This window comes from Bradyrhizobium sp. KZN70725, from assembly GCF_055264925.1.
Genome location: NZ_JBUYWT010000011.1, coordinates 113,208 through 134,607, shown reverse-complemented (window position 1 = coordinate 134,607; position 21,400 = coordinate 113,208). Strand labels below are relative to the sequence as shown.

17 protein-coding genes are annotated in these 21,400 nt (G+C 59.4%); 12 read left to right on the top strand and 5 right to left on the bottom strand.

Features of this window, described 5'->3' with window-relative positions; translation table 11 throughout:
• Positions 1–311 precede the first annotated feature (311 nt).
• Positions 312–1,529: a glycosyltransferase family 4 protein gene (locus tag ACZBJS_RS13425; RefSeq protein ID WP_410469683.1), complete on the top strand. Its 1,218-nt coding sequence runs from the start codon at positions 312–314 to the stop codon at positions 1,527–1,529.
• Here ACZBJS_RS13425 and ACZBJS_RS13420 read toward each other — a convergent pair.
• On the bottom strand, positions 1,465–2,742 hold the full coding sequence (locus ACZBJS_RS13420; protein ID WP_316393902.1) for an acyltransferase family protein: 1,278 nt from the start codon (positions 2,740–2,742) through the stop codon (positions 1,465–1,467). The genes ACZBJS_RS13425 and ACZBJS_RS13420 overlap by 65 nt on opposite strands.
• On the bottom strand, positions 2,739–3,938 hold the full coding sequence (locus tag ACZBJS_RS13415) for a polysaccharide biosynthesis/export family protein (RefSeq protein ID WP_057017391.1): 1,200 nt from the start codon (positions 3,936–3,938) through the stop codon (positions 2,739–2,741). Before ACZBJS_RS13415 ends, ACZBJS_RS13420 begins: the two co-directional genes overlap by 4 nt.
• A 549-nt stretch (positions 3,939–4,487) precedes the next feature.
• On the opposite strand from ACZBJS_RS13415, the gene ACZBJS_RS13410 reads away from it, so the two are divergent.
• The 5 genes from ACZBJS_RS13410 to ACZBJS_RS13390 all read left to right on the top strand — a co-directional run bounded on the left by ACZBJS_RS13410 (position 4,488) and on the right by ACZBJS_RS13390 (position 11,631).
• Positions 4,488–5,864 carry an O-antigen ligase family protein gene (locus tag ACZBJS_RS13410; RefSeq protein WP_316393904.1) on the top strand — a complete coding sequence of 459 codons (1,377 nt, stop codon included), beginning with the start codon at positions 4,488–4,490 and terminating at the stop codon, positions 5,862–5,864.
• Between the two features lie 44 nt (positions 5,865–5,908).
• On the top strand, positions 5,909–7,873 hold the full coding sequence (locus tag ACZBJS_RS13405) for a hypothetical protein (RefSeq protein WP_463438792.1): 1,965 nt from the start codon (positions 5,909–5,911) through the stop codon (positions 7,871–7,873).
• A 246-nt stretch (positions 7,874–8,119) separates the two neighbouring features.
• Positions 8,120–9,103, top strand: a complete 984-nt coding sequence (locus tag ACZBJS_RS13400) for a GNAT family N-acetyltransferase (RefSeq protein ID WP_244558774.1) — start codon at positions 8,120–8,122, stop codon at positions 9,101–9,103.
• A gap of 120 nt (positions 9,104–9,223) precedes the next feature.
• The gene (locus tag ACZBJS_RS13395) at positions 9,224–10,294 is read left to right on the top strand and encodes an NAD-dependent epimerase/dehydratase family protein (RefSeq protein ID WP_057017394.1); all 1,071 of its coding nucleotides are present in this window, start codon (positions 9,224–9,226) and stop codon (positions 10,292–10,294) included.
• A 17-nt stretch (positions 10,295–10,311) separates the two neighbouring features.
• Complete coding sequence (locus ACZBJS_RS13390; RefSeq protein ID WP_316393909.1) at positions 10,312–11,631, top strand: DUF4910 domain-containing protein; 1,320 nt, start codon at positions 10,312–10,314, stop codon at positions 11,629–11,631.
• A 4-nt stretch (positions 11,632–11,635) separates the two neighbouring features.
• On the opposite strand, the gene rfbC is transcribed toward ACZBJS_RS13390, so the two are convergent.
• Complete coding sequence (gene rfbC / locus ACZBJS_RS13385; protein WP_463438791.1) at positions 11,636–12,166, bottom strand: dTDP-4-dehydrorhamnose 3,5-epimerase; 531 nt, start codon at positions 12,164–12,166, stop codon at positions 11,636–11,638.
• A 208-nt stretch (positions 12,167–12,374) separates the two neighbouring features.
• On the opposite strand from rfbC, the gene ACZBJS_RS13380 reads away from it, so the two are divergent.
• From ACZBJS_RS13380 to ACZBJS_RS13355, 6 genes are all read left to right on the top strand, one after another.
• Positions 12,375–13,664, top strand: a complete 1,290-nt coding sequence (locus ACZBJS_RS13380; protein ID WP_316393912.1) for a methyltransferase domain-containing protein — start codon at positions 12,375–12,377, stop codon at positions 13,662–13,664.
• On the top strand, positions 13,661–14,455 hold the full coding sequence (locus ACZBJS_RS13375; RefSeq protein ID WP_057017398.1) for a glucose-1-phosphate cytidylyltransferase: 795 nt from the start codon (positions 13,661–13,663) through the stop codon (positions 14,453–14,455). The genes ACZBJS_RS13380 and ACZBJS_RS13375 overlap by 4 nt, the downstream gene beginning before the upstream one ends.
• Positions 14,456–14,460: 5 nt before the next feature.
• A complete protein-coding gene (locus ACZBJS_RS13370; protein WP_463438790.1) occupies positions 14,461–15,114 on the top strand; it encodes a PIG-L deacetylase family protein in 654 nt (217 codons plus the stop codon).
• Positions 15,115–15,182: 68 nt separating this feature from the next.
• The gene (locus ACZBJS_RS13365) at positions 15,183–16,235 is read left to right on the top strand and encodes a hypothetical protein (protein WP_463438789.1); all 1,053 of its coding nucleotides are present in this window, start codon (positions 15,183–15,185) and stop codon (positions 16,233–16,235) included.
• Positions 16,198–17,769 carry a lipopolysaccharide biosynthesis protein gene (locus tag ACZBJS_RS13360; protein WP_316393915.1) on the top strand — a complete coding sequence of 524 codons (1,572 nt, stop codon included), beginning with the start codon at positions 16,198–16,200 and terminating at the stop codon, positions 17,767–17,769. The genes ACZBJS_RS13365 and ACZBJS_RS13360 overlap by 38 nt, the downstream gene beginning before the upstream one ends.
• A 15-nt stretch (positions 17,770–17,784) precedes the next feature.
• Positions 17,785–18,273: a hypothetical protein gene (locus tag ACZBJS_RS13355; protein ID WP_253638771.1), complete on the top strand. Its 489-nt coding sequence runs from the start codon at positions 17,785–17,787 to the stop codon at positions 18,271–18,273.
• 17 nt (positions 18,274–18,290) lie between these two features.
• Here the strand turns inward: ACZBJS_RS13355 and ACZBJS_RS13350 are convergent, their stop codons facing one another.
• Positions 18,291–19,805 carry a hypothetical protein gene (locus ACZBJS_RS13350; RefSeq protein ID WP_463438788.1) on the bottom strand — a complete coding sequence of 505 codons (1,515 nt, stop codon included), beginning with the start codon at positions 19,803–19,805 and terminating at the stop codon, positions 18,291–18,293.
• A gap of 140 nt (positions 19,806–19,945) precedes the next feature.
• Positions 19,946–21,079 (bottom strand): glycosyltransferase family protein, encoded by a 1,134-nt coding sequence (locus tag ACZBJS_RS13345; RefSeq protein WP_253606972.1) that lies wholly within the window; start codon positions 21,077–21,079, stop codon positions 19,946–19,948.
• Positions 21,080–21,400 lie beyond the last annotated feature (321 nt).

Below are 21,400 nucleotides of genomic sequence, written 5' to 3'. Positions count from 1 at the left end.
CGCACGAGGTAACGTTGCGGAGAACCTACCAAGACTGCTTCGGCAATGCTTTTACGTCGAAAATCCAAGCGGATAAATGGACACGCCGCCTTTCTATCATTGTTTCGTTAAGAGGAACGAGGCAACTATTAACGCAAAGCGCAGGCTTAAGCATTGAGTAAGCCGAGCTATGTGAATGTGGGGCCCAGCGAGCATCTCAGTACCTGTCGACGTCGGCAGGCAGGTTTGGATCGATGCACTCAGACCGCCTAAATATTCTCTTCGTGTCACAGATGCCTGCGAGCCCGCCGCGGATCGGCGCGCAGGCACGCATGCACGGTTTGATGACGGAATTGGCTCAGCGCCATGACCTGACGGCAGTCATGCTCGTGGATGACGAGCACGACATCGACGAATGCCGAACTGCCATGCAGGCCTATTGCCGCAAGGTGGTGCTCGTGCGTAACCCGTTCGGTCGCGATGGGATGCCGAAGCGCTTGCTTCAACTGCGCTCCCTGGTATCGCCCCTCAGCTTCGAGCGTTTGCGAATCACGGCAGACGTCGTGCGTCAGACGCTGGATGACTTGCTTGGGTCGACGCGCTTCGACGTGGTTAATCTCGAGTTCACGTTCCTTGGTCACTACGAACTGCGCAAGGCGCCGGCAGGAGAGAAGCTTCCGGTATTGGTCGTGGATTCTCACAATATCGACTACGACCTTGCCCGCCAGTACGCCCAAAGCGGCGACAGCTTGTTTCGTCGCCTTTATTCCGAAGTCAATTGGCGCAAGCTTCGGAAGGAGGAGCTCGGGACCTATCGTGACGCGGATGGCGTCTATCTGTGCAGCGCTGCTGACGAACGACGGCTGCTTGAAGAAGTGCCGGAAGCCAGGACTGCCGTCATACCCAATGCCGCGGATATCGAGTTCTATCGCCCGCGTGCCGACGGTCCGAAGCCCGACGGACGCACCGTCGTATTCTTTGGCCTCTTGTCGTATGCACCGAATGTCGACGGTGTCATCCACTTCATCAATGATATATGGCCGCGCATCGCGGCCAGCCATCCGGATGCGCGTTGCAAGATCATTGGCGGTTCGCCGCCCTCCGCCCTGTTGGCGCTGGCAGGTCCCCGAATCGAGTTCACCGGCTTCGTGCCGGATCTGAGACCGCATCTTGCCGAGGCGGCGGTCGTCGTCGTCCCCCTGCGATTGGGAGGCGGGACACGGCTCAAGATTGTCGAGGCTATGGCGATGGGCAAGGCAATCGTCTCGACAACCCTGGGCGCCGAGGGGATCGAGGCCGTGCCGGATCGTAACATCATGATCGCGGACGATTTCGAGAGCTTTGCCGCCCGTGTCAGCGGCTTGCTGGGCGATGCCGATCGCGCTGCGGATCTCGGACGTTCCGCAAGGCATTTGGCCGAAAGCAAGTATGCCTGGAGTTCAGCAGCTCGCGCTCTCGAGGGTTTTTACCATACGAGGCTCGCCATCAGTTGCGGTACGGATGGGAAGGCGCCAACGCTTCGCCAGCAGCAACGGTGTGCTGAGCTTTGAAGAACCGCTTCAGGTCCAGGAAGCGCTTTTCGACGAATTCATAGCTCAGATAAGCGATCAGCAGCGAGACGAGTGCTCCCGCTGTCGCCTGTATTGCCACGGCTGCGCTGTGAGAGCCGAGCCATTCGCCGAGTGCCAGTTCGGTTCGGTGAGTCACGAGATAGTACGATATAAAGTGATGGTAGACGTACAGGCCGTAGCTATAGGTCCCGAGAAACATCAGCGGTCGGCTGCAGAAAAGGCGCGATAACAAGGAATGTTTTGGCGCAACGAGCACCCAGATGAGGAGACAAGCCAACAGCACGGTGATGATGGAAGACCGAACCGGAAGGACGAAAGCGTTACCTTGGTCGGTCACCAAGCGCGTCCAGGTGAAAGTCAGGGACAGCAAGCCAAATGCAGTGGTCGCAACGTATGGAAGGGCGCCAACAAGTCGCTGAAGTCCGCCCGGTTGTCGGACCACCACGGCGAGGAAGGCGCCAAGGGCCAGACCGTCCAGGCGAAACGGTGTCAACACGTAGGTTGTCCACCAGCTAAGTCCGGCCAAGGAGCCGCCCAGGCGAGCGAGCATCGCAGCGACCGATAGGCCGAGGCTGACCGCAATCAACTTTCTCGGTTGCTTCGCGACCAGATATACGACGAGCGGCCAGAAGAAATAGAAATGTTCTTCGATGCAAAGCGACCAGAGATGCTCCAGATATGAGAATGACCAGTCACCGTTCCATGCGATGTAGACGTTGACTCCGTACAGCCAGGCCCAAGCCTGACGATCTATCAGATAGTCGAGGGTCGGACCACGCAGCGGGCTCACAAGCGGAGCAACGAAGAAGACAAGTGCGAGCACGCCATAATAGAGCGGAAAAATGCGCAGCACTCGCCGTATATAGAAATTGCGGAAGAAGTTCGGCTCCTCCCGTGAATCATAGAGGATTCCGGTGATGAGAAAGCCGGACAGGACGAAGAACAACTCGACGCCATAGGAGCCGTAGTTGGTGATTCCGACGACGATCTTCTCGACAGCGTTGGTTGGTAACGTATTGCCGACGAAGTGCAGCAGCATCACCATTGCGATGGCAAGTCCCCGCACGCCGTCGAGCGCAGGAATGTGTCCGTGAAGGCGGGGCCACCGGTCGCGGACTGTTGCCTCGGCGGATTCGGTTGCCGGCAGCATACCTGCCGCGCGAGCCGATTCCGCCAGGCCAATTGTCGTCATCGGGACGACGTAACGATGGTTGTCGCGCCAGAGATGCTGCCGTTGGCGAGTCCCTTCAGCGTGTAGGCATCGATCCCGGCGACGATTGGATCGCTCACTGTGCCGATGATCATCCGCAGGTAAGTCATGAACTTTGTCGCTTCGACAGAATTTGCGTTGGACGCGAAGATGACATCTTTATTCCGCATCTCGAATTCTGTCGCGATGAAGTAGCCGCCGGGATCTCTCAAATCGAGAATATAGATAACGGGGACAAGGGGTCCGCTATAGCGAGTGCAGTCGACGCCGAGCTGCTTGGCAACTTCGCGTGGCTCTCCTCGGTAGATAAACACGGATCCAGGGTCGGCGTGATCATCCTTGAGGCCGCCTGCCTTCGCCATGGCCTCGGCCAGTGTCAGGCGCCAGGCTCCAAACGAGAACTGCCCCTGTTGCCCGGAGGCGCCCATCGCGAGGAAGGTTTGCGGCTGCGTGAATACGTAGACCGTATCTTGGGGGCGAACGAAGATGTTGTTTGCCGGTTGGCTGAGCAGCGATCCGAACGGTGCGGTACCCTGCCGGCCGTCGCGTTCGAGGGTCACCCAGGTATCGAAGCCGGGATTCTTGGGGCCGCCCGCACGCGTGATGATGTCGAGCAGCCGCTCGCCGCTGGCGCTTGCGGGCAAGCGTGCAGGCGTTCCGACCTCGCCCAATACGCTGATGGACGTTGCCTTCTGATCCACCAGCGCAACCACTGCCTGTGGTTCGATCGCACGGTCCTGCAGGGACTTCACGATCGCATTCTGGACTTCCTCCGGCGTCCGGCCCGCAGCGCGGATCGAGCCACCATACGGAACCGTGATGTTGCCTTTGTAGTTCACGGCCTGATTGGGCAACGTGACGTAATTTCCCTGACGTGTGCCGGCTTCGGTTGGAGTAAACAGGCCACCGGCCATCGATTCGAACAGCGTCACGCTGACCGTGTCGCCGATGCCAAAACGAATCTCGGGCGGACCGCGGCGATCCGTGAAAACGCGGTCGATCCGCCTGGAGTTGCGCACGAGGACCCTCTCGGTGTCAGCCGTGAGGCGCACCAGAGCATAGTGCACGCTTTCAGGGTCGGTCTGCCCCGCGCGGACATACGAGCTTGCCGGTCCCGAGGTCGGCATGGTCGAGCAGCCAGCGAGCGCGATTGTCGCTGTGATGGCCAGGGCGCCCAATAGGCGGCCACCACCGAGACGCGAGGAATTGCCAGCCGAATGCGCCGGCGTCACTTCGCGAGTGGTCAGGCGCGGCGTTCGTTGACTACTCTTGCCTGCACTTCTCGGCACGACATTGGACCCTGGTTAACGAAGATTAGCGAACGGAGTCTTGGTAAACGCCGGTCTCTTCTTCGCGCTTGCTTGCGCGCCGCTTGCGGTCGTCGCCGTCCGGCATCGACCGCCGCACCGCCGGACACAGGCTCGGAAGAAATTTGCGCGAGTAAACATGTGCTTACGCGGCATCCACAATTTCCCGGAATATCAATCGACCAGGCGAAACAGCCCGCCCTGTGCGCCACGCTAGGGGACAAGCGTTAACGAAGCGTTCACTATAAAAATTCAGGAAAGATTGACTTATCGTTGGTGTTCGGAGCCGTGTCTGAGTACGTGTTGGCGCCAGCGCCATTGAGAGGCTGATCGTATCGCTGCGTGGCCCCACGATCGGGCAAGGCGGGCGAGTAACGATCAGCGTGCTGCCTTGGCGACTGGAGTTGACGGGCACCGAGCATGCACGAAGCCGTATTGCGTTCTCAGCGACCAGGCTTGGCGGCCCCGTCCGATCGGGTAATCGATAGATACGCAATCATCCCGCTGCTGGCTTGTGTCTACGCCACGATTGCTTTTCCCCTGATCCTCGTGACCTGTAGTCCGTCGGACTCGGCATGTCTTTTGGAAGCTCGACCAGAGAGCAAAATCTTTTGGCCGATCCTGTCCGCAGTCGCGCTCGTCGTTGCGCTGCGCAATCGGTCGCGACTCCGCTTTCCGCCGATCCTGATCATACTGTTTGCCTATCTTGCGCTGGCGGGGGCGAGCGTTGCCTGGGCATTCAAGCCGGAGGCTTCGGGGATCAGGTTTGCGCAGCAGGCCATGATCATTGCCTCGATCGCGCTCCCGGCGATCGTTGCAACTCGATCGACCGACCTGCTGCGCGGCTTGTTCTGGTGCTTCTTTATCGCTGCCGTGCTGAATCTGCTGTTCGTCATGGGCCGGCCGCCGATCGATGTGAAATTCGCCACATGGGGCTATCCGGGCTATTTCTCAGGCAAGAACTATCTAGGCGAATGCGCTGCCGTTGCATTCCTGCTTGCGCTACATGAACTGCTTCATCCCGGACGGCGACGGATTCTCGGCATCGTTACCGCGCTGATGTCTGTTGCGCTGCTGCTGCTGAGCAATTCAAAGACGGCACTTGCACTTGCGGTGCTTGTCCCGGCGTTCGCCTGGACCTTGCTCAAGCTTTCCAAGGCTACCCGCGTTCCGGTGTGGGTGATTGTCGTATCGATACCGATTTGCTGGATGGTCTTTTCGTTCGTCACCGGCTTCAGCATGAATCGCGTGTCGTACATGCTGTATGGCGATTCGACTTTCACAGGCCGTACCATCATTTGGGATTTTGCAAATATGCAAATCGCAAAGAAGCCGCTGCTGGGCTGGGGTTATCAGTCGTTCTGGCTGGTTGGACCCGACGCGCCGAGCATCGTGGAAGCGCCGGGCTGGGTCAAGGAGATGCCCAACGCCCACAATGGGTATAAAGACACGTTGCTCGAACTTGGCTATGCGGGATTTTTCCTGCTTGTCGCGTTCATCCTTGCGACGATACACGGCATTGGTCGCCTGGCGCGTTTTGATCTTTCGCGGGCATGGATCCTGCTGTCGATCGTTCTCTACGTTGCCATTACCAACGGTCTCGAGAGCACGTGGATGCGCGGCTTCGAAATGCTGTGGGTCGTGTTCGTTATAGCCGCGGTTGAAGCTGCCAGATATTGGGGACAGGCGCGTCCCGCGGCCAGCTTGCGGATAGCCAGGCGTCCAGCAATGCGGCGCACCCACGGATCGCGGTTCAGGCCGCCGTCCACTCCCGTCAACGTCGTGAGGTCACGCTAGCAGGCGCGAAGCCGGTCGGTTCGGCGCTGCAAGTCAGAGGATGCATGTTCAACCGGAAGGTCATCGCGACGCGGCGCAACCCTGATCACGAGACGCTGCGAGCCGCCCCGCGGCGGCGACCTTGGCGATGTTTGGCTGCAACGATGATCTTCGTTGCATGCTCAAGCCATTCGTCCGCATTTGCTCTCGACTCGATGGAGATACTGCCCTCAGATCGCGCGACCACCTGGCAACCCGGCCTGATGGCCGAGGGTAGTATACCCTCTCGAAAAACCATCTGCGCGACGCTGTCGCCTCGTGGCGGCACACTCGATGACGCTGCGGTAATCCAGGGCGCAATCAACGCATGTCCGGTAGGGCAGGTCGTGCAACTGTCCGCGGGACGGTTTCTGATCAATGGCGGCAATTTCCTGCTGCTCAACAAGGCAATCACGCTGCGCGGCTCCGGTCCGGGCCGGACGATGCTCGAAAAGCAAGATGGCGCGAAACCTTTTAATGACGCAGTCGGTGCCAAGCCGTCTCCGCTGGTCGTGGTGGGACCGTCGCTTTTCTCCAGCACGAGCGATACGGTCAATGCCGTGCGATCGGCGAACCTTCGGAATGATGCAATAAAGGGCGAAAAAACCGTCGAGGTCGACGATGCTGCAGGCTTCGTGCCTGGACAGATCGTGCTGCTCGACGAGGCGTCGGCCGCTGATTGGCGTGTCGACCCGCAGGGGCGAGGGGAGATCTGGGCGTCGGAAGATTTCAGGGTTGTCTGGCAAAAGCACAAACCTGCAATTCAGTTTGTCGACGACTTTGCACCCGATGGGTTTCCGTCGACGCCACAGAGCGCTGGATCGTGGTTCGGGAGACCTGATCGGCCCGTCGCCGAGATCAAGGAGATCAGCACCGTCTCCGGTTCCAGGATCACCTTCACGACCCCAATTCACATCAGCTATCGGAAAGCAAACGCAGCTCAACTGTCGCGGTTCGCGCAGCCGCATGTGAAGCACGCGGGCATCGAAGATCTGGCGCTCAAGGGGGGCGACGCGGGCAATCTTCGCTTCAATTGGGCTGCTTCTTCGTGGGCGAAGAATGTCGACAATTCTGTCTGGCACGGCGAAGGCTTTGCAATTCACAGCTCCTTCCGGGTCGAACTGCGCGAGTTCTACGTGCACGACGCGGCCTGGGCTCAACCCGGCGGAGGCGGATATGCCATTAGCCTTTCCGCCGGATCGTCGGAAGCTCTGATCGAGAATGGAATTGCCGTGAGGGCCAACAAGCTGGTGGTGGCGCGTTCCGCCGGGGCTGGTTCGGTGGTCGGTTACAACTACATGGACATGGGCTACATCAATACCAATGGAGCCTGGATCGAGACCGGGCTCAACGCCAGCCACATGGTGGGCGCCCATCACGTCTTGTTCGAGGGCAACTATGCTCAGAACGCCGACAGCGACGACACTCACGGCAACAGCATCTATCACACGTTTTTCCGCAACTATCTGCGCGGCGTCCGGGCAGCGTTCGACAATCAGGCTGGCGGGACGATCGATGATGTGTCGCAGCTCCGCAATGGGCCGCGTCGCGCCGCCGGTCTGATGGCGTATTCCTACTGGATGTCTTTCATAGGAAACGTGCTCGGGGTTCCCGGTCAGATGGACGGCTGGTCGTATGAAACTCGTTTTACCGACGCAAAGCCCGGCGTCTGGATGCTCGGCTGGGACGCCGTGAAGCCATATCCGACGGACGCAAAGGTTGCGACGTCCACGATTCGATATGGCAATTTTGATTACCTCACCAACAAAACGCACTGGGATTCCGGAAGCGAGGATCAGGCCTTGCCTGCTTCCATGTACCTCACAAGCCGCCCCCCGTTCTTCGATGCCGGGCGCGGATACGAGTGGCCTTGGGTGGACCCGGTCGGGATAACGAAGCTTCATGTGCTTCCGGCCAAAGCGCGCTATGACGCCGGCACGCCGTTCGTGCAACCGAATTTGGATGGATCGGCACGCAAAAGTTCGCAGTGAGCATACGCCTCGCGGGCAATGATTAAATATGTTTTGAACAGGCGCGGTATTGCGTCAATGCGTCACCTGACCGACGCCGAGCTCGGAGGCTAACTAGGCGAGCGCCCGATTTAAATGCTGCAGACGTCGTTAACTACAATAGAAGCTAAGGCCTTCTGATCCGCGCGGACCTTGGGCATTTCTGCACGTTTTGGTTTAATCAGATTGCCGATTCGCTATCCGGTTAGTCTCCGGAAGAGGAATTTGATGCGCAAATCGGTCTTTCACGAGGATTGGTGGCTGGATGCGCTGGCTCCCGGTGGCTGGCGCGAAGTCACTTGTTCGCGTGGCGGGCGCGTCGTGGGTTCTCTGCGGTTCGTCACGCGTACTGAAAGCGGGATGAACATATGTGAGATGCCTCAGATCACGCGTTTTCTCGGGCCGACGGTCACGCTGCAGTCCGGCAAGACGGAAGCGCGCATGCGGTTGGCGCATGCGGTCATCACTGACCTGCTCAAGCAGGTCGCGGATTTCGATCACGTCGAGATGACGCTCGATACCGGGTTCAGCGATGTGGCCGCGTTCCTCGCGTGCGGCTACGAGGTGCGCGCGCATCCGACTTTCATGCTGAAATGCACGATCCCCCGAGACGAGCTCTGGTCGGGATTGCGCGACAAGACGAAGAACGTGATACGACGCGCGCGGGAACGGCTCGCCATTCGCGAAGTCACGTCCCCAAAATACTTCGTGAAGTATTACCAGGCCAACCTGGAGGGCGCGAAGTCGTATTTCGACCTCTCGCGATTGGAAGCTGTCTATGCCGCCGCGAACGAGCGACAGCAATGCAAGATCCTCGCGGCGGTGGACTCGAACAACAACGTCCACGCCCAGGTCTTCTTCGTCTGGGACCACAAGTTCGTGCACTATTTCCTGTCATCGCGGGACAGGAGCATTGCGCATCCAGGCGCAGTAAGTCTGCTCCTCTGGAGTGGCATCGAGCTGGCGCACGAGCGGGGCCTTCATTTCGATTTCGATGGCGGAATCGAAAACGAGGCGCGATACAAATTCGTTGTGGCGTTCGGCGGAGAACTGGCCAATCGCTTCGACGTCAGCCGCTCCACCACACGTTACCGGCTTCACCGGCAACTACGCAGAGTTCCCCAAGCGCTGCTGCGGCGTCTCTCGCCTGGCGCCGCTACCGGCGACGTCAACGATCATGGGGTACGGCTCAACCATTTTCCGTCGTCCTGAGCGGATCGTTCCCGCAATTTCAGGCGCGCCATTAACTAAGGTTTTACAAACACGTGCATCAGCGGGCGATTTTGAAATAAGTAGGCGAGATAGAAACAGAATAAATTTGGAGGCGTTTAGATGCGCGTTCTCGTGAGCGGACATCTCGGCTACATCGGAACAGTGCTCACCCCGATGCTACGGCGTGCCGGGCACGAAGTCGTGGGCCTCGACAGCGATCTGTACTCTCGCTGCACATTTGCAGAGGGCGGGTCGATCGTGGATGTGCCGGCCCTTTGCAAGGACACGCGAGACATCGAACTTGCGGACCTGAAGGCTTTTGATGCGGTCCTGCATCTTGCCGCGCTGTCTAACGATCCGCTCGGCAATCTGAGACCTGGCCTTACCGACCAGATCAATCATGTAGCCAGCGTGCGCCTCGCGCAGCTGGCCAAGCAAGCCGGTGTGCGACGGTTCGTGTTTGCGTCCTCCTGCAGCAACTACGGCAAGGCGGGCGACGGGATGATCGACGAAACCGGAGCCCTCAACCCGGTGACTGCTTATGGCGAATCCAAGGTGCAGTCGGAGCGCGATATTGCCAGCCTCGCCGGTGACGGATTTTGCCCGGTCTACCTGCGACCCGCAACGGCTTACGGCGTATCTCCCCGGCTCCGATTCGATGTCGTGCTGAACAATCTCGTTGCCTGGGCGGTGACAACGCGGAAGATCCTCTTGAAGTCGGACGGCACGCCCTGGCGGCCCATCGTTCACATCGAGGACATCTCCCGCGCCTTTATCGCGGCGATGGAGGCTCCCGAGGCGGCGGTGTTCAATGAAGCTTTCAACGTCGGCCAGACGGCGCACAACTACCAGATCCGCGATCTCGCGAAGATCGTCGCCGATGTTGTCCCCGGTTGTCAGATCGAATTTGCCGATGGCGCCGGTCCCGACACGCGGTCCTATCGCGTGAGCTTCGAAAAGATTCGAACCAGGCTGCCGGAGTTCAAGCCGCAATGGGATGCGAAGATGGGCGCGGAGCAGCTCTATAAGGCCTACCGGGTCTCGGGCATCACGCTCGAAGAGTTCGAAGGTCCCCGGTATCAGCGCATCAGCCACGTCAACAAGTTGCTGGCGGACGCCGTGCTCGATGCGGATCTCCGCCATGTAAAGTCGAGGCGGAGCGTCGGGCAATCGGCTCTCGCCGCGAACTAATACACGCGCCGATCGATTTGACACACCAGGAGGACGGCGTGTCGGCGGCAGACGATGGCACGAGTTCAGGCGCAAAGATCTTTGCGCTTGCCCAAAAGATCTACCCGATCTGCCGCAGCATTACCGGTAACGGTGTGCGGCAGACCCTTCGGGAGATCGGTGCGTACATCTCCCTTGATGTCCACGAGGTGCCGACCGGTACACCCGTTCTCGACTGGGTCGTGCCACGTGAGTGGAACATCCGGGACGCGTACATCAAGGACCCGCGGGGCCGGAAGGTCGTAGATTTCAACGAATCGAACCTGCACGTCATGAGCTACAGCGTGCCGGTGCGCCGCACCATGTTGTTCGACGAGCTTAAGTCCCACATCTTCACATTGCCCGATCAGCCGGACCTGGTCCCCTACCGAACGTCTTACTACCAGGAAAACTGGGCTTTCTGCATGGCCCACCGACAGCTCGAGCAACTGCGGGACGATAGCTACGAGGTCGTGATCGACTCGACCCTCGCCGACGGGCATTTGACCTATGGTGAGTATTTTCACCGGGGAGAGTCAGACGACGAGGTGCTTCTGTCGGCGCATGTTTGCCATCCCTCGCTTGCCAATGACAATTGTTCCGGTCTGGCCCTGCTTGCGGAGCTCGCAAGCCGCATCTCCCAGATGCGAACGCGATACAGCTATCGGTTTCTCTTTGCGCCGGGAACGATTGGCGCGATCACCTGGCTCGCCCGCAATGAGCATCGTGTGTCTCATATCAAGCACGGCCTCGTGGTATCAATGGTCGGAGACGGCGCCGGTCCGACATACAAGAAGAGCAGGCAGGGCGATGCCGAAATCGACCGTGCAATGTTACACACGCTGCAGCATTCCAAACTGACGCCGACGATTTTGGCGTTTTCGCCCTACGGCTATGATGAGCGGCAATACTGCTCGCCCGGGTTCAACCTGCCGGTGGGATTGTTTCAGCGCAGCCGTTTCGGTGCCATCCCTCAGTATCATACCTCGGCCGACGACCTGAGCTTCATTCGGCCGGAGCACCTCGGGGAATCCTTCCGCATCATTTCCGAAGTCATCGACCTGCTCGAAGGCAACCGTAGCTACTACAACACGTCGCCGAAAGGCGAACCGCAGCTGGGTAGACGCGGACTCTATGGTGCGATCGGCGGCGACAAGGACGCTGCTGCAGCCAACATGGCGATGCTGTGGATTCTAAATCTGTCCGACGGACATCATTCTCTGCTTGATATCGCCAGGCGTGCCGACCTGCCGTTCCCGGTCATTCTGACGACAGCAAAAGTGCTCGAGCGCCACGGGCTCCTCGCGCCTGTGCGGTAAGCGTTCACGCACCCCGAAGCGGCCAGTTCAGGTCCTTATCGGAGATCGTGCTGACGGCCAGAGGCCAGCTGATGCCGAACATCGGGTCGTCGTATCGGACGCCGCTAGCAGCCGAAGGCTCGTAGAACTCCGAAATCAGGTAATTGACCTGAACGTTGTCGCTCAAGGTTTGAAAGCCGTGTGCGAACCCCTCGGGGACGTAGAGCTGCGAACCGTTCTCCGCTGAAAGCTCGAAGCCGCGCCATTGACGAAAGGTCGGCGAGCTCGCACGCAGATCGATGATGACGTCCCAAATCGATCCGTTCAAGCAGCGCACGAGCTTAACTTCGCCGTGCGGCTCATTCTGAAAGTGCATTCCGCGCAATGTTGCCTTGCGCGAGGAGCTCGAGATGCTGTGCTGGGGAAATCTGGTCACGAGCCCATGTGCACGAAACTCGTCTTCGCAAAACGTGCGCGCGAAAAAGCCGCGCTCATCGTGTGCAGGCTCGACTTTGACGAGCCACGCTCCGTCAAGTCCTGTTGCTTCAAAGCGCATGGGACGTATCCACTCCCGACCGAGAGGCCAATTGTCGATGACCAGTTCTATACAATTTTACTAAAATTTTCAGCAACTGCGTGGTTTACCTTGTTGTTCGATATCGCTTCATATTGTTCGCTTTCATACGATAAAATTCAATCTAACGAGCCCGATTTAAGCGCCGGCAATCTCATATTCGGCAATCCTATATTCATGGTACGGCCCAATGAACGCTCACTCGAGATTCGAATCGATTCGGTCGAAATCCTCTCACGGTAACTGCCGTCTGTGCGGCGCGACGTTGAAATCGACGTTTGTCGACCTGGGGATGTCGCCTCTCTGCGAAAGTTTTCTCACAGCCGACCAGACCGACGCCATGGAGCCGTACTACCCGCTGCACACCGTGGTTTGCGGGTCCTGCTTCCTGGTGCAACTCCAGGAATACGTTAAACCGGAGCATATCTTCACCGAGTATGCCTACTTCTCGTCTTACTCGACGTCGTGGGTGGAACATGCGCGGCGCTACTGTGAGATGATCAAGGCCAGGCTGAGCCTTGGTGCCGAGAGCCGCGTCTACGAGATCGCGAGCAACGACGGCTACCTGTTGCAGCACTTCCTGCCGCTCGGGGTGCCGGTCACGGGAATCGAGCCGGCGGCCAACGTGGCCGAAGTTGCTAGGCAGAAGAATGTCCCGACAATGGTCGAGTTCTTCGGCCTGGAGCTGGCGCGGAAGCTGGTGTCAGATGGCAAGCGCGCCGATCTGATTATCGGCAACAACGTGCTGGCACAGGTTCCGGATCTAAACGATTTCACCGCCGGAATGGCGTGCCTGCTCACGCCGAAAGGCGTGATTACGCTCGAATTCCCGCATCTTGAGCGGCTCATCGACGAAAATCAGTTCGATACCATTTATCACGAGCATTTCTCCTATTTCTCGCTGGTCACGATCGATCGTCTGGCGCGGCGGCATGATCTGAAGGTTTTCGACGTCGAGCAGATCTCAACGCATGGCGGCTCGCTTCGCGTCTATCTCTGCCGCGCCGATGCGACTCACGCCGTCTCCGCCGCGGTGACCGCACTGCTGGCCCATGAGCGTCGGATCGGCCTGGAAGACATAGGTCAGTACGAGCAGTTTACATCGCGGGTTCATCGCACCAAGCGCGAACTGCTGTCGTTCTTGATCGCGAGCAAGAACAAGGGCGCGCGGATCTGCGGCTATGGCGCTCCCGGCAAGGGCAACACGCTGCTGAACTACTGCGGCATCGGTACGGACTTCCTCGACTTCACCGTGGACCGCAACCCTTACAAGCACGGCCGCTATACACCGGGAATGCACATTCCGATCCTCCCAGTCGAAGCCATCGACGAGGCTCGTCCCGACTACCTGTTCATCCTGCCCTGGAATTTGAAGAGGGAAATCGTCGCGCAAATGCGGCATGTCGCGGACTGGGGCTGCAAGTTCATCGTTCCGATTCCTAACGTCGGAATCATTGATCCGCGTGAGGTTGCGCCATGAAGGTTGTCCTTTTTTGCGGCGGTCTCGGTACGCGGATCCGCGAGTATTCGGAGAGCATACCGAAGCCGATGGTCCCGATCGGCCATCAGCCGATCCTCTGGCATGTGATGCAGTACTACAGCCAGTACAATCACAATGATTTCATATTGTGCCTTGGCTACAAGGCGAACGTCATCAAGGATTACTTCCTCAATTATCGCGCGACTGCGAACAGCGACTGCGTGATTTCGGAGTATGGCAAAAAGGTCGAGTTGATCGGCGAACATCAGCCGGACTGGCGGGTTTCGCTGGTGGATACGGGGACATGGCGCAACATCGGGCAGCGCTTGCTGGCCGTCCGCCATCTCGTCCAGGACGAGGAGATTTTCCTTGCGAACTACAGCGACGGGCTGACCGATGCGCCGCTGCCGGACATGATCCAGAAGTTCAAGGAAAGCGGAAAGATCGGCTGCTTCGTGGCGATCCATCCACCGATCAGCTTCCACCTTGCCGAGTTTGACGCCGAGGGGTCGGTGCAGCGGATTCGCTCCAGCCAGGAGTCCGAGATCTGGATCAACGGCGGCTACTTCATCTTCCGCAACGAAATCTTCGACTACATCAAGGAGGGAGAAGAACTCGTCCAGGAACCGTTCAACCGTTTGATCGAGGGCGGTCATCTCATGGCCTATCGCTATGAGGGTTTTTGGCGCGCCATGGATACCCTGCGCGATAGACAAGTGTTGGAGGACATGGTGGAGCGCGGCGACACGCCGTGGCGGCTGAATCACTCGTCGGTAGCCAGCGCGGCATAACCGGAATGAGAGCATTGCAGCTTGCCAAGCCCGGAGACCGTCTGTCGATCCTGTGCCTTGGCGCCCATTCGGATGATATCGAAATCGGCGCGGGAGCGACGCTGCTGGATCTGATCGAGCGGGGTATCAAGCTGGACGTGCATTGGTGCGTTCTAAGCGGTGGCGCCATACGGGAGGCTGAGGCGAGAGCGTCGGCAGCTGACTTCTTGTGCGAGGCGGCATCCGCGAATATCGAGGTGCTGTCATTTCCCGACGGATTTTTCCCGGAAAGGGGAGAAGCCATCAAGGAATGGTTTGAATCGCTGAAGCGGCGGGTCGAGCCCGACGTCATTCTGACGCATCGCAGGGATGATGCTCATCAGGACCATCGTCAGGTCTGCCGCCTGACCTGGAACACGTTTCGTGATCATCAGATTCTGGAATATGAGATCCCGAAGTGGGATGGCGACTTCGGTCAACCCAACGTTTACATGCCGGTGTCGGCGGCGGCGCTCGATCGTAAGATTGAACTCCTGCTCAAGCATTTCGGGACGCAGCGATCCAAGCAGTGGTTCGATGCGGACACCTTTCGCGGCCTCGCACGGATTCGGGGCATGGAGTGCAGGGCTACGGAACGCTTCGCCGAGGCATTTTTTGGACGAAAGTTGACACTGATCTGACGATGGTTGCGCGGATGTCACGCAGCCGGTGAATTTCTGATTGCAGGGTGTATCTCAAGGCGCACGATATGAGCACGCTATTTTCAAGCATCTTTCGCGCTGGTGACCTGGTGGAGGTCAGAAGCAAGGAGGAGATCCTCGCGACGCTGGATGCCAACGGCCGCCTGGAGGAAATGCCCTTCATGCCCGAGATGCTGAAGCATTGCGGCAAGAGGCTTCGCGTCGGCAAGCGAGCTCACAAGACCTGCGATCCCGCGCTCGGTATCGGCGGGCGCAAGATGCTGAACACGGTCCATCTCGAGAACATTCGCTGCAACGGCGCGGCTCATGACGGCTGTGAGGCAGCCTGTCTGATATTCTGGAAGGACGCCTGGTTGAAGCCGGCGGGCGAGAAAACGCCGTCGCCAGATGGCGCTGACAAGCCGTTCAGGTCAGGCGGCTGCAGCGAGGATACGCTGTGGAGCACGATCAAGCATCCGCCGAAGGTCGGCGAAACCGAGCCGACCTACGTTTGCCAGAACACACAGGTCAAATTCGCCACGCAACCCCTGAAGTGGTGGGATCCGCGTCAGTATGTCGAGGACTACACTTCGGGTAACGTTCGGTTGCAGGACCTCGTCGCCGGATTGACGTTCTCGGTCTGGCGCACGGTCACCGAAGCAGGGCTCGGCATTGGCACCGCGATGCGCTGGATCTACGACACATTCCAGCGCATGAGAGGTGGCGTGCCTTATCCGATCAGGCCCGTCGGTGTGCCGGAGGGTAGCAAGGTCCCGCAGTCCCGGCTTGATCTGCAGGTGGGCGACGTCGTGCGCGTCAAGCCGTACAAGGACATCCTCGAGACACTGGACAGCAATTACCGCAATCGCGGCCTGTATTTCGATCCGGAGATGGTGCCGTTCACCGAGCGCGAGTACGAGGTCGAGAGGCGTCAAAAGCAAATCATCGACGAAGGCTCATGCAAGATGGTCCGTTTCAAGACGGACGCGATCATCCTGAAGGATGTCGTGTGTGAGGCGCGCTATGCGATCTGCCGCCGCTTCTGCCCGCGCGCCATCTATCCCTATTGGCGAGAAATCTGGCTTGAGCGGGTACCTCAAGGCCAGAATCCAGCGAATTGAACGGGAACGGCGCGTGCATCGGAACGAACGTACCGATCAGTATTTTGCGGACAACAAGCCATATTCTGGCCTTGGCCGCAGGTCGCTGCACAGCGGCGTAGCGTTCATTGCTGCGCGTGGACTGAATATCTTCGTTCAATTGGCCTCGACGATCGTGCTGGCGCGACTGCTCGGACCGCACGATTTCGGGTTGGTGGCCATGATGCTGGCCCTGATCGGCTTCGCGCCCCTTTTCGTCGATCTCGGGATGAGCGAGGCCTCCGCCCAGCGGCGCAGCATCTCACGAGCCGAGGTCAGCACGTTGTTCTGGCTGAACGTTCTGATCGGCGTCGTGCTGGCTGTCGTGCTGGCTGCGTCCGGTCGGTGGATAGCGCGTGCCTTCGGCGAGCCATCGCTCGCGGGCATGGCATTGGCATTGTCGGTGACCTTCCTGATGATGGCCTTGTCGACGCAACACTATGCGCTGATGCGTCGGGCAATGCAGTTTCGCCGCATCGCGATGATCGACATATCGGCGAACATCATCGGAAGCGCTGCAAGCGTCGGACTGGCGCTTTCGGGCTGGAGCTACTGGGCGCTGATCGCCAAGCCGATCATAACATCGGCCTTGACCGTCGTGGGAGCCTGGACCGCCTGTCGATGGATCCCAGGCAGGCCCGGACTTACGCCAATGGTCAAGGAACTGCTGCGGTTCGGGCTGGGAGTCACCGGCTTCACCGTGACAGATTGCTTCGCTCGTTCAGCGGACAGAATCGCGATGGGGTATTTCCTCGGGGCAGGGCCGCTTGGCTATTTTCAGAACGCCTTCACGATCTACAACAACCTGCTGTCGATTCTCAGTGAGCCGCTGCATAACATCGCGGTTTCGGGACTGAGCAAGCTCCAGCACAGTGCGGCCGAATTGAAGCGTTCCTGGGAAGGCGCGCTTTCATTGCTTTGCTACTTTTCGGGACCTGCCTTCGCGGCCCTGGCCGTGAGCGCTCATGACATCGTGATCGTGCTTCTCGGAGAAAAATGGTCTCCCGCGGGCCCCCTGCTCTGTATCCTCGCCATTCGCGGCATTGCAGACTGCATCGAGCGAACTCTCGGTTGGGTCCATGTCGCTGTCGGGCGTCCAGATCGGTGGATGCGATGGGGCATCTTCAGTGCAATCTGCCAATTGGTTGCGCTTGCAGCTGGACTGCCGTTCGGCGTGATCGGAGTGACGATCGCCTACACGGTCACCATGTTCGTGCTGTTCGTTCCAGCGCTGGTCTACGCCGGCAGGCCTGTCGGGATCACAATCGGGGACGTCCTGCGCGCGACAGCGCCGCAGACCATTGCTGCGCTGGTCGCCGTCGCGGTCGCCTCCTCGATACAGGACGCATTCCTGCAGGAATTGCCGCGGTTGCTGCGAATTCCCGTCGCGAGCGTGATCTGTGTGACGGCCTACCTGACCGTCGTGATCGGGGTCTTCAGGATCACGCGGCCACTGCAACTCGCGTGGTCGTTGCTACGCGACTTCGGCATTGTACGACTGCAAGTCAACTCCTGATCCTGGATTACGCCCATGACCTCCGTTGAGCGCTTCCTGATTAACTTGGACACCTGGCCCGCCGGGGCATTCCTGAGGATCGGCCTCGGCCTTTGCATTCTGCCGGTGTTCCGACTGCTGTCCGGCGGCGACGATCGTATCGTGGTCGCGTTGACGATGTTTCTTGCCTTGCTGCTCACGCTTCGCCTTGTGCCGGCCGTGTGCCGACGTGTCCTTCCGTTTTCGCGCGAAGCGAAAGATCTGTGGTTCAAGCGTCGCAATCTTGGCAAGAGGTACGACTCCTACCAGTGGCAAAAGCTCTTCTGGATGGGTCTGGGCATGCTGCCCGACGCACTGATCTCTGGTGGATTGGGGCGCGGTGAAATCGTGCTGCTTGCGATCTGTACGATCGGCGGCGGAGCAGGGTTGCTGCTTTGGCGCAAGACCGGCCAGCTCAGCGTCGGTGTTGCCACTGCGAAAGCGACAAAGTTGCCGCCGGCCGCGGTCGCGTCGACGCCGCCCTAGGACCGGGCCGCCCTACATTACGGGAGCCTGCGGCACTCGGTGAACCTGTCGCCGTCCGGCGTTTCCGCCCTCTCGAGGCAATGAGCCTTATCGGTAACCTTGCCGGCTACGACAAAGTCGTAGGCCTGGTTTTTGAAGACCAGCACGTAACGGCCGGGTGAGAGGACGAGATCTGGGTTCACTGGCTGCAGCTCGACCATCTCGCGGCTTTCAGGGACCGGCGCTACGGTCAGGTCGACGGAAACGGACCGGATAGCCCAGGCATCGTTGGCCATAGCGACTGCCGGTGACGACGGTGTTCGTGCCACCTGGGCGAGAATGCGCAATTGTGCGTTGTCGGGCGCGCTTGTCATAAGCTCGCGCTGATACGCGACAAACGAAAGCGGGCCGTGCGGCACCACAACCGTGCCCGGCTTCGTGGTCAATACCGACACGGCGATCCGGCTGTCGGGAAGGCGGATGTTCATCGGCTCGAGCCGGATCATCCGCCCGATGCTTGACGCAAAAATCCCATATGTCGTCGGCAGTGAACGTGCGGGTGGAGCGGGCGCGGCTGCTTCGATCGGAGCACGATGTACGAACGTGGCAATTGCCGGTTTCAGCTTGCGTCTGCTTTGCGGTGGCGACTGAACGGGCGTCGCGTTCGAATGGCTGACAACCTGGGGTGTTGTATTGAACACGGATGCAACATTGCCCCGCATGAGCATTCCAGTGCCAATCGCCAGCAGAACCGCTGTCGGAGCAAGGAACCACACAAAGTTGCGCACTTTCCATTCGCTGGTGATGGAACGTCGGTCTCGCGGCGAGCTCTGAAGTTCTTCCGCGATCAGCTTGTCGATCAGTATGATCTGCTGTTTCTGCACCGCGACGCTCGCCTCGGCGGTGCTGGTGTGCACGGGCGGTTGCACTGCTGGACGGATTGATGCCGGCGGCACCGAGTTCGGACCTGGGTCCGCGGCCGGACTGAATCCCTCTCCTTCATCTGCTTCGGGCGTGTACGAGGCAACGGCTGAGCCGGCATGCGAGTCCGGTGGCGCTGGCTGCGTGTCGTTGTCGGATTCCTTCGCTGAAGCATCGTTTGGATCGGCCGCAGAGGAGACGGACCCGTCGTCTGGTCCGGCATCAGGCGGAGCCACATTTGTCCAGCGGCCGATGTTCTCCGCGGCCTCATTCAGGCGCAGACTGACCTCATCCTGCGGGAGCACGATCGGCTGCAGGTGTTCCAAGTCGGGGACCGGGTGGGCTTCATTCGTCGGCCCACCGCCTGGCAAGCTCGGATTGTCGCCGAGGATCGTCGGTTGCTTGTCGGTCGGACTGTCTGGCGGCGGCTCGGCGGGATTTCGTTCCGGATTTACGGGCTCGCGCAGGCGGGCTTCGACGAATTGCGTCCAGGCGCCACGCCGTCGCAGAGGTGCAGCAAGCCTGTCTGCCTGACGTGGCAAGGGCGGCGCATTGAGGATGGCCGCCTGAGCCGAGGGGAGCTGACTGGAGCGTTTCATGCCTGGATACGCAGCTTGACGTTTGTCCGCCATTGCGGACGTTCGCGACACCCTGGCGATCATATGAAAAGGATCGCCGACCTGCCGGGATGTAGCAGCCGCCGCTTAACAGGCCGTTAACCATAAACCGGCGGAAACGCCGCATTGCTCCGCACCACGCGAGGGCGACGATTTCAGGCGGCCGCTGGCAGCTCAAAGGATCCGGCGATCTGGCGCAGACGGTTGGCTCGTGCGCGCATCTGATCGGTATGAGCAATACCGAGGATGTCGAATACCGTCTGTATGCGGTAGAGCCAATCGTGCCTCAGCGCGGCTTCCCGGACGTTTGCGTTCTGAACCGCTCGCAGTCGCGCCGGGTCTGCGTCCAACGCTTCGAGGATCTGGCAAATGTCGGGCGAATCGAAGGGTACATGAATGACGGCGTCGGGCCAGTCGAACTGCCGTGCAAACTCTTCGGTGCGCGGCGCTTCTCCAACCATCACCGCCCCGGCTGCAGCGCCTTCATAGTAGCGAGCGGAAATCTCATCACGGCCGGCCGTGAATTCCGGGTTGTTGACGTGACTGCGATTGGCAATGAAATAGCGGCTGCGCTGCAGGATATTCGCAATCATGATGCGGTGTTCTTCCGGATTGTCGACCCGGAACGTCCTTTCTTTTCGGTTCGAACCGCTCGCCGCCACAGTGTCGTAGTAGTAGAAGAAGCGCTCTCTCTCGGCGCCGGCCAGCAACGCGGCGTGGGTCGTCGCCGAACGACGCCCGATGTTGCACACGGCGATCGATCGCTGCTGCTCGGGCCTCGGCGCGAACCGCTCCACGTCGACCGCCAGCGGCAGATAGCTGCACGGTCGACCTGCTATTCGCGCAATCTGCGGTGCGCAGTGATGCAGGCCGACGAATATATGATCAAATCCGGATAGGAGCTCGACCAGATACTCCGGGATGTCGTCTGCCCAGACTTCAGTGATGAAGCATGCGGCCTTGCGACACCGTTTGCGCCAGTCGGGAATCGCGGCGAGTGAGTGAAGTTGATACGCATTGCTGAAGATCGGGAAGAACAGTTCGTAATCACGTTGCAGCCGCAGTTGCGGCGGGGAGGGTGCCAGCACACCTGCCAGTTTGGTCGATCCTGATGCAAGGCGCGTCCACTTGTAGACCCGTCGCGAGAACTCCAGCGCAGCGCGATTTTGAACATCGAACCGATCGGCGCGCGTCATCGCCGCCAAATTGTCCTCGAACTCATAGCTGAGGCAAAATGCAACAAGATCGGAAATCCGACGCTGCGAGAGGAGTAAAACCTTGCCTTCCACGAGGCGCTGCCTCCGACCTATCAAATGCCGGAAAGTGCCGGCCACACGACTTCCGGAATCTCTCGACCAGGAGCGAGTTGCGCGTTGATCGTCGTCACGATGCGCGCAATGGCGCCAATCAACGCTAGTCCAGATACGCTATTTAATCTTGTTTTGTACAAGTTTTACCGAAATTGGATAATGCGAGCCTGTGGGGTTCATTGCACGCGCATTGGCATTCCCGCCGTGCCGTTCCGAATGCAAGCACGAGGATGCATCGGCGAAGATTTGCGAACGGTACAGCGAATCCGCGTTAACCTGGAGAAGTTAAATCTGGAACTC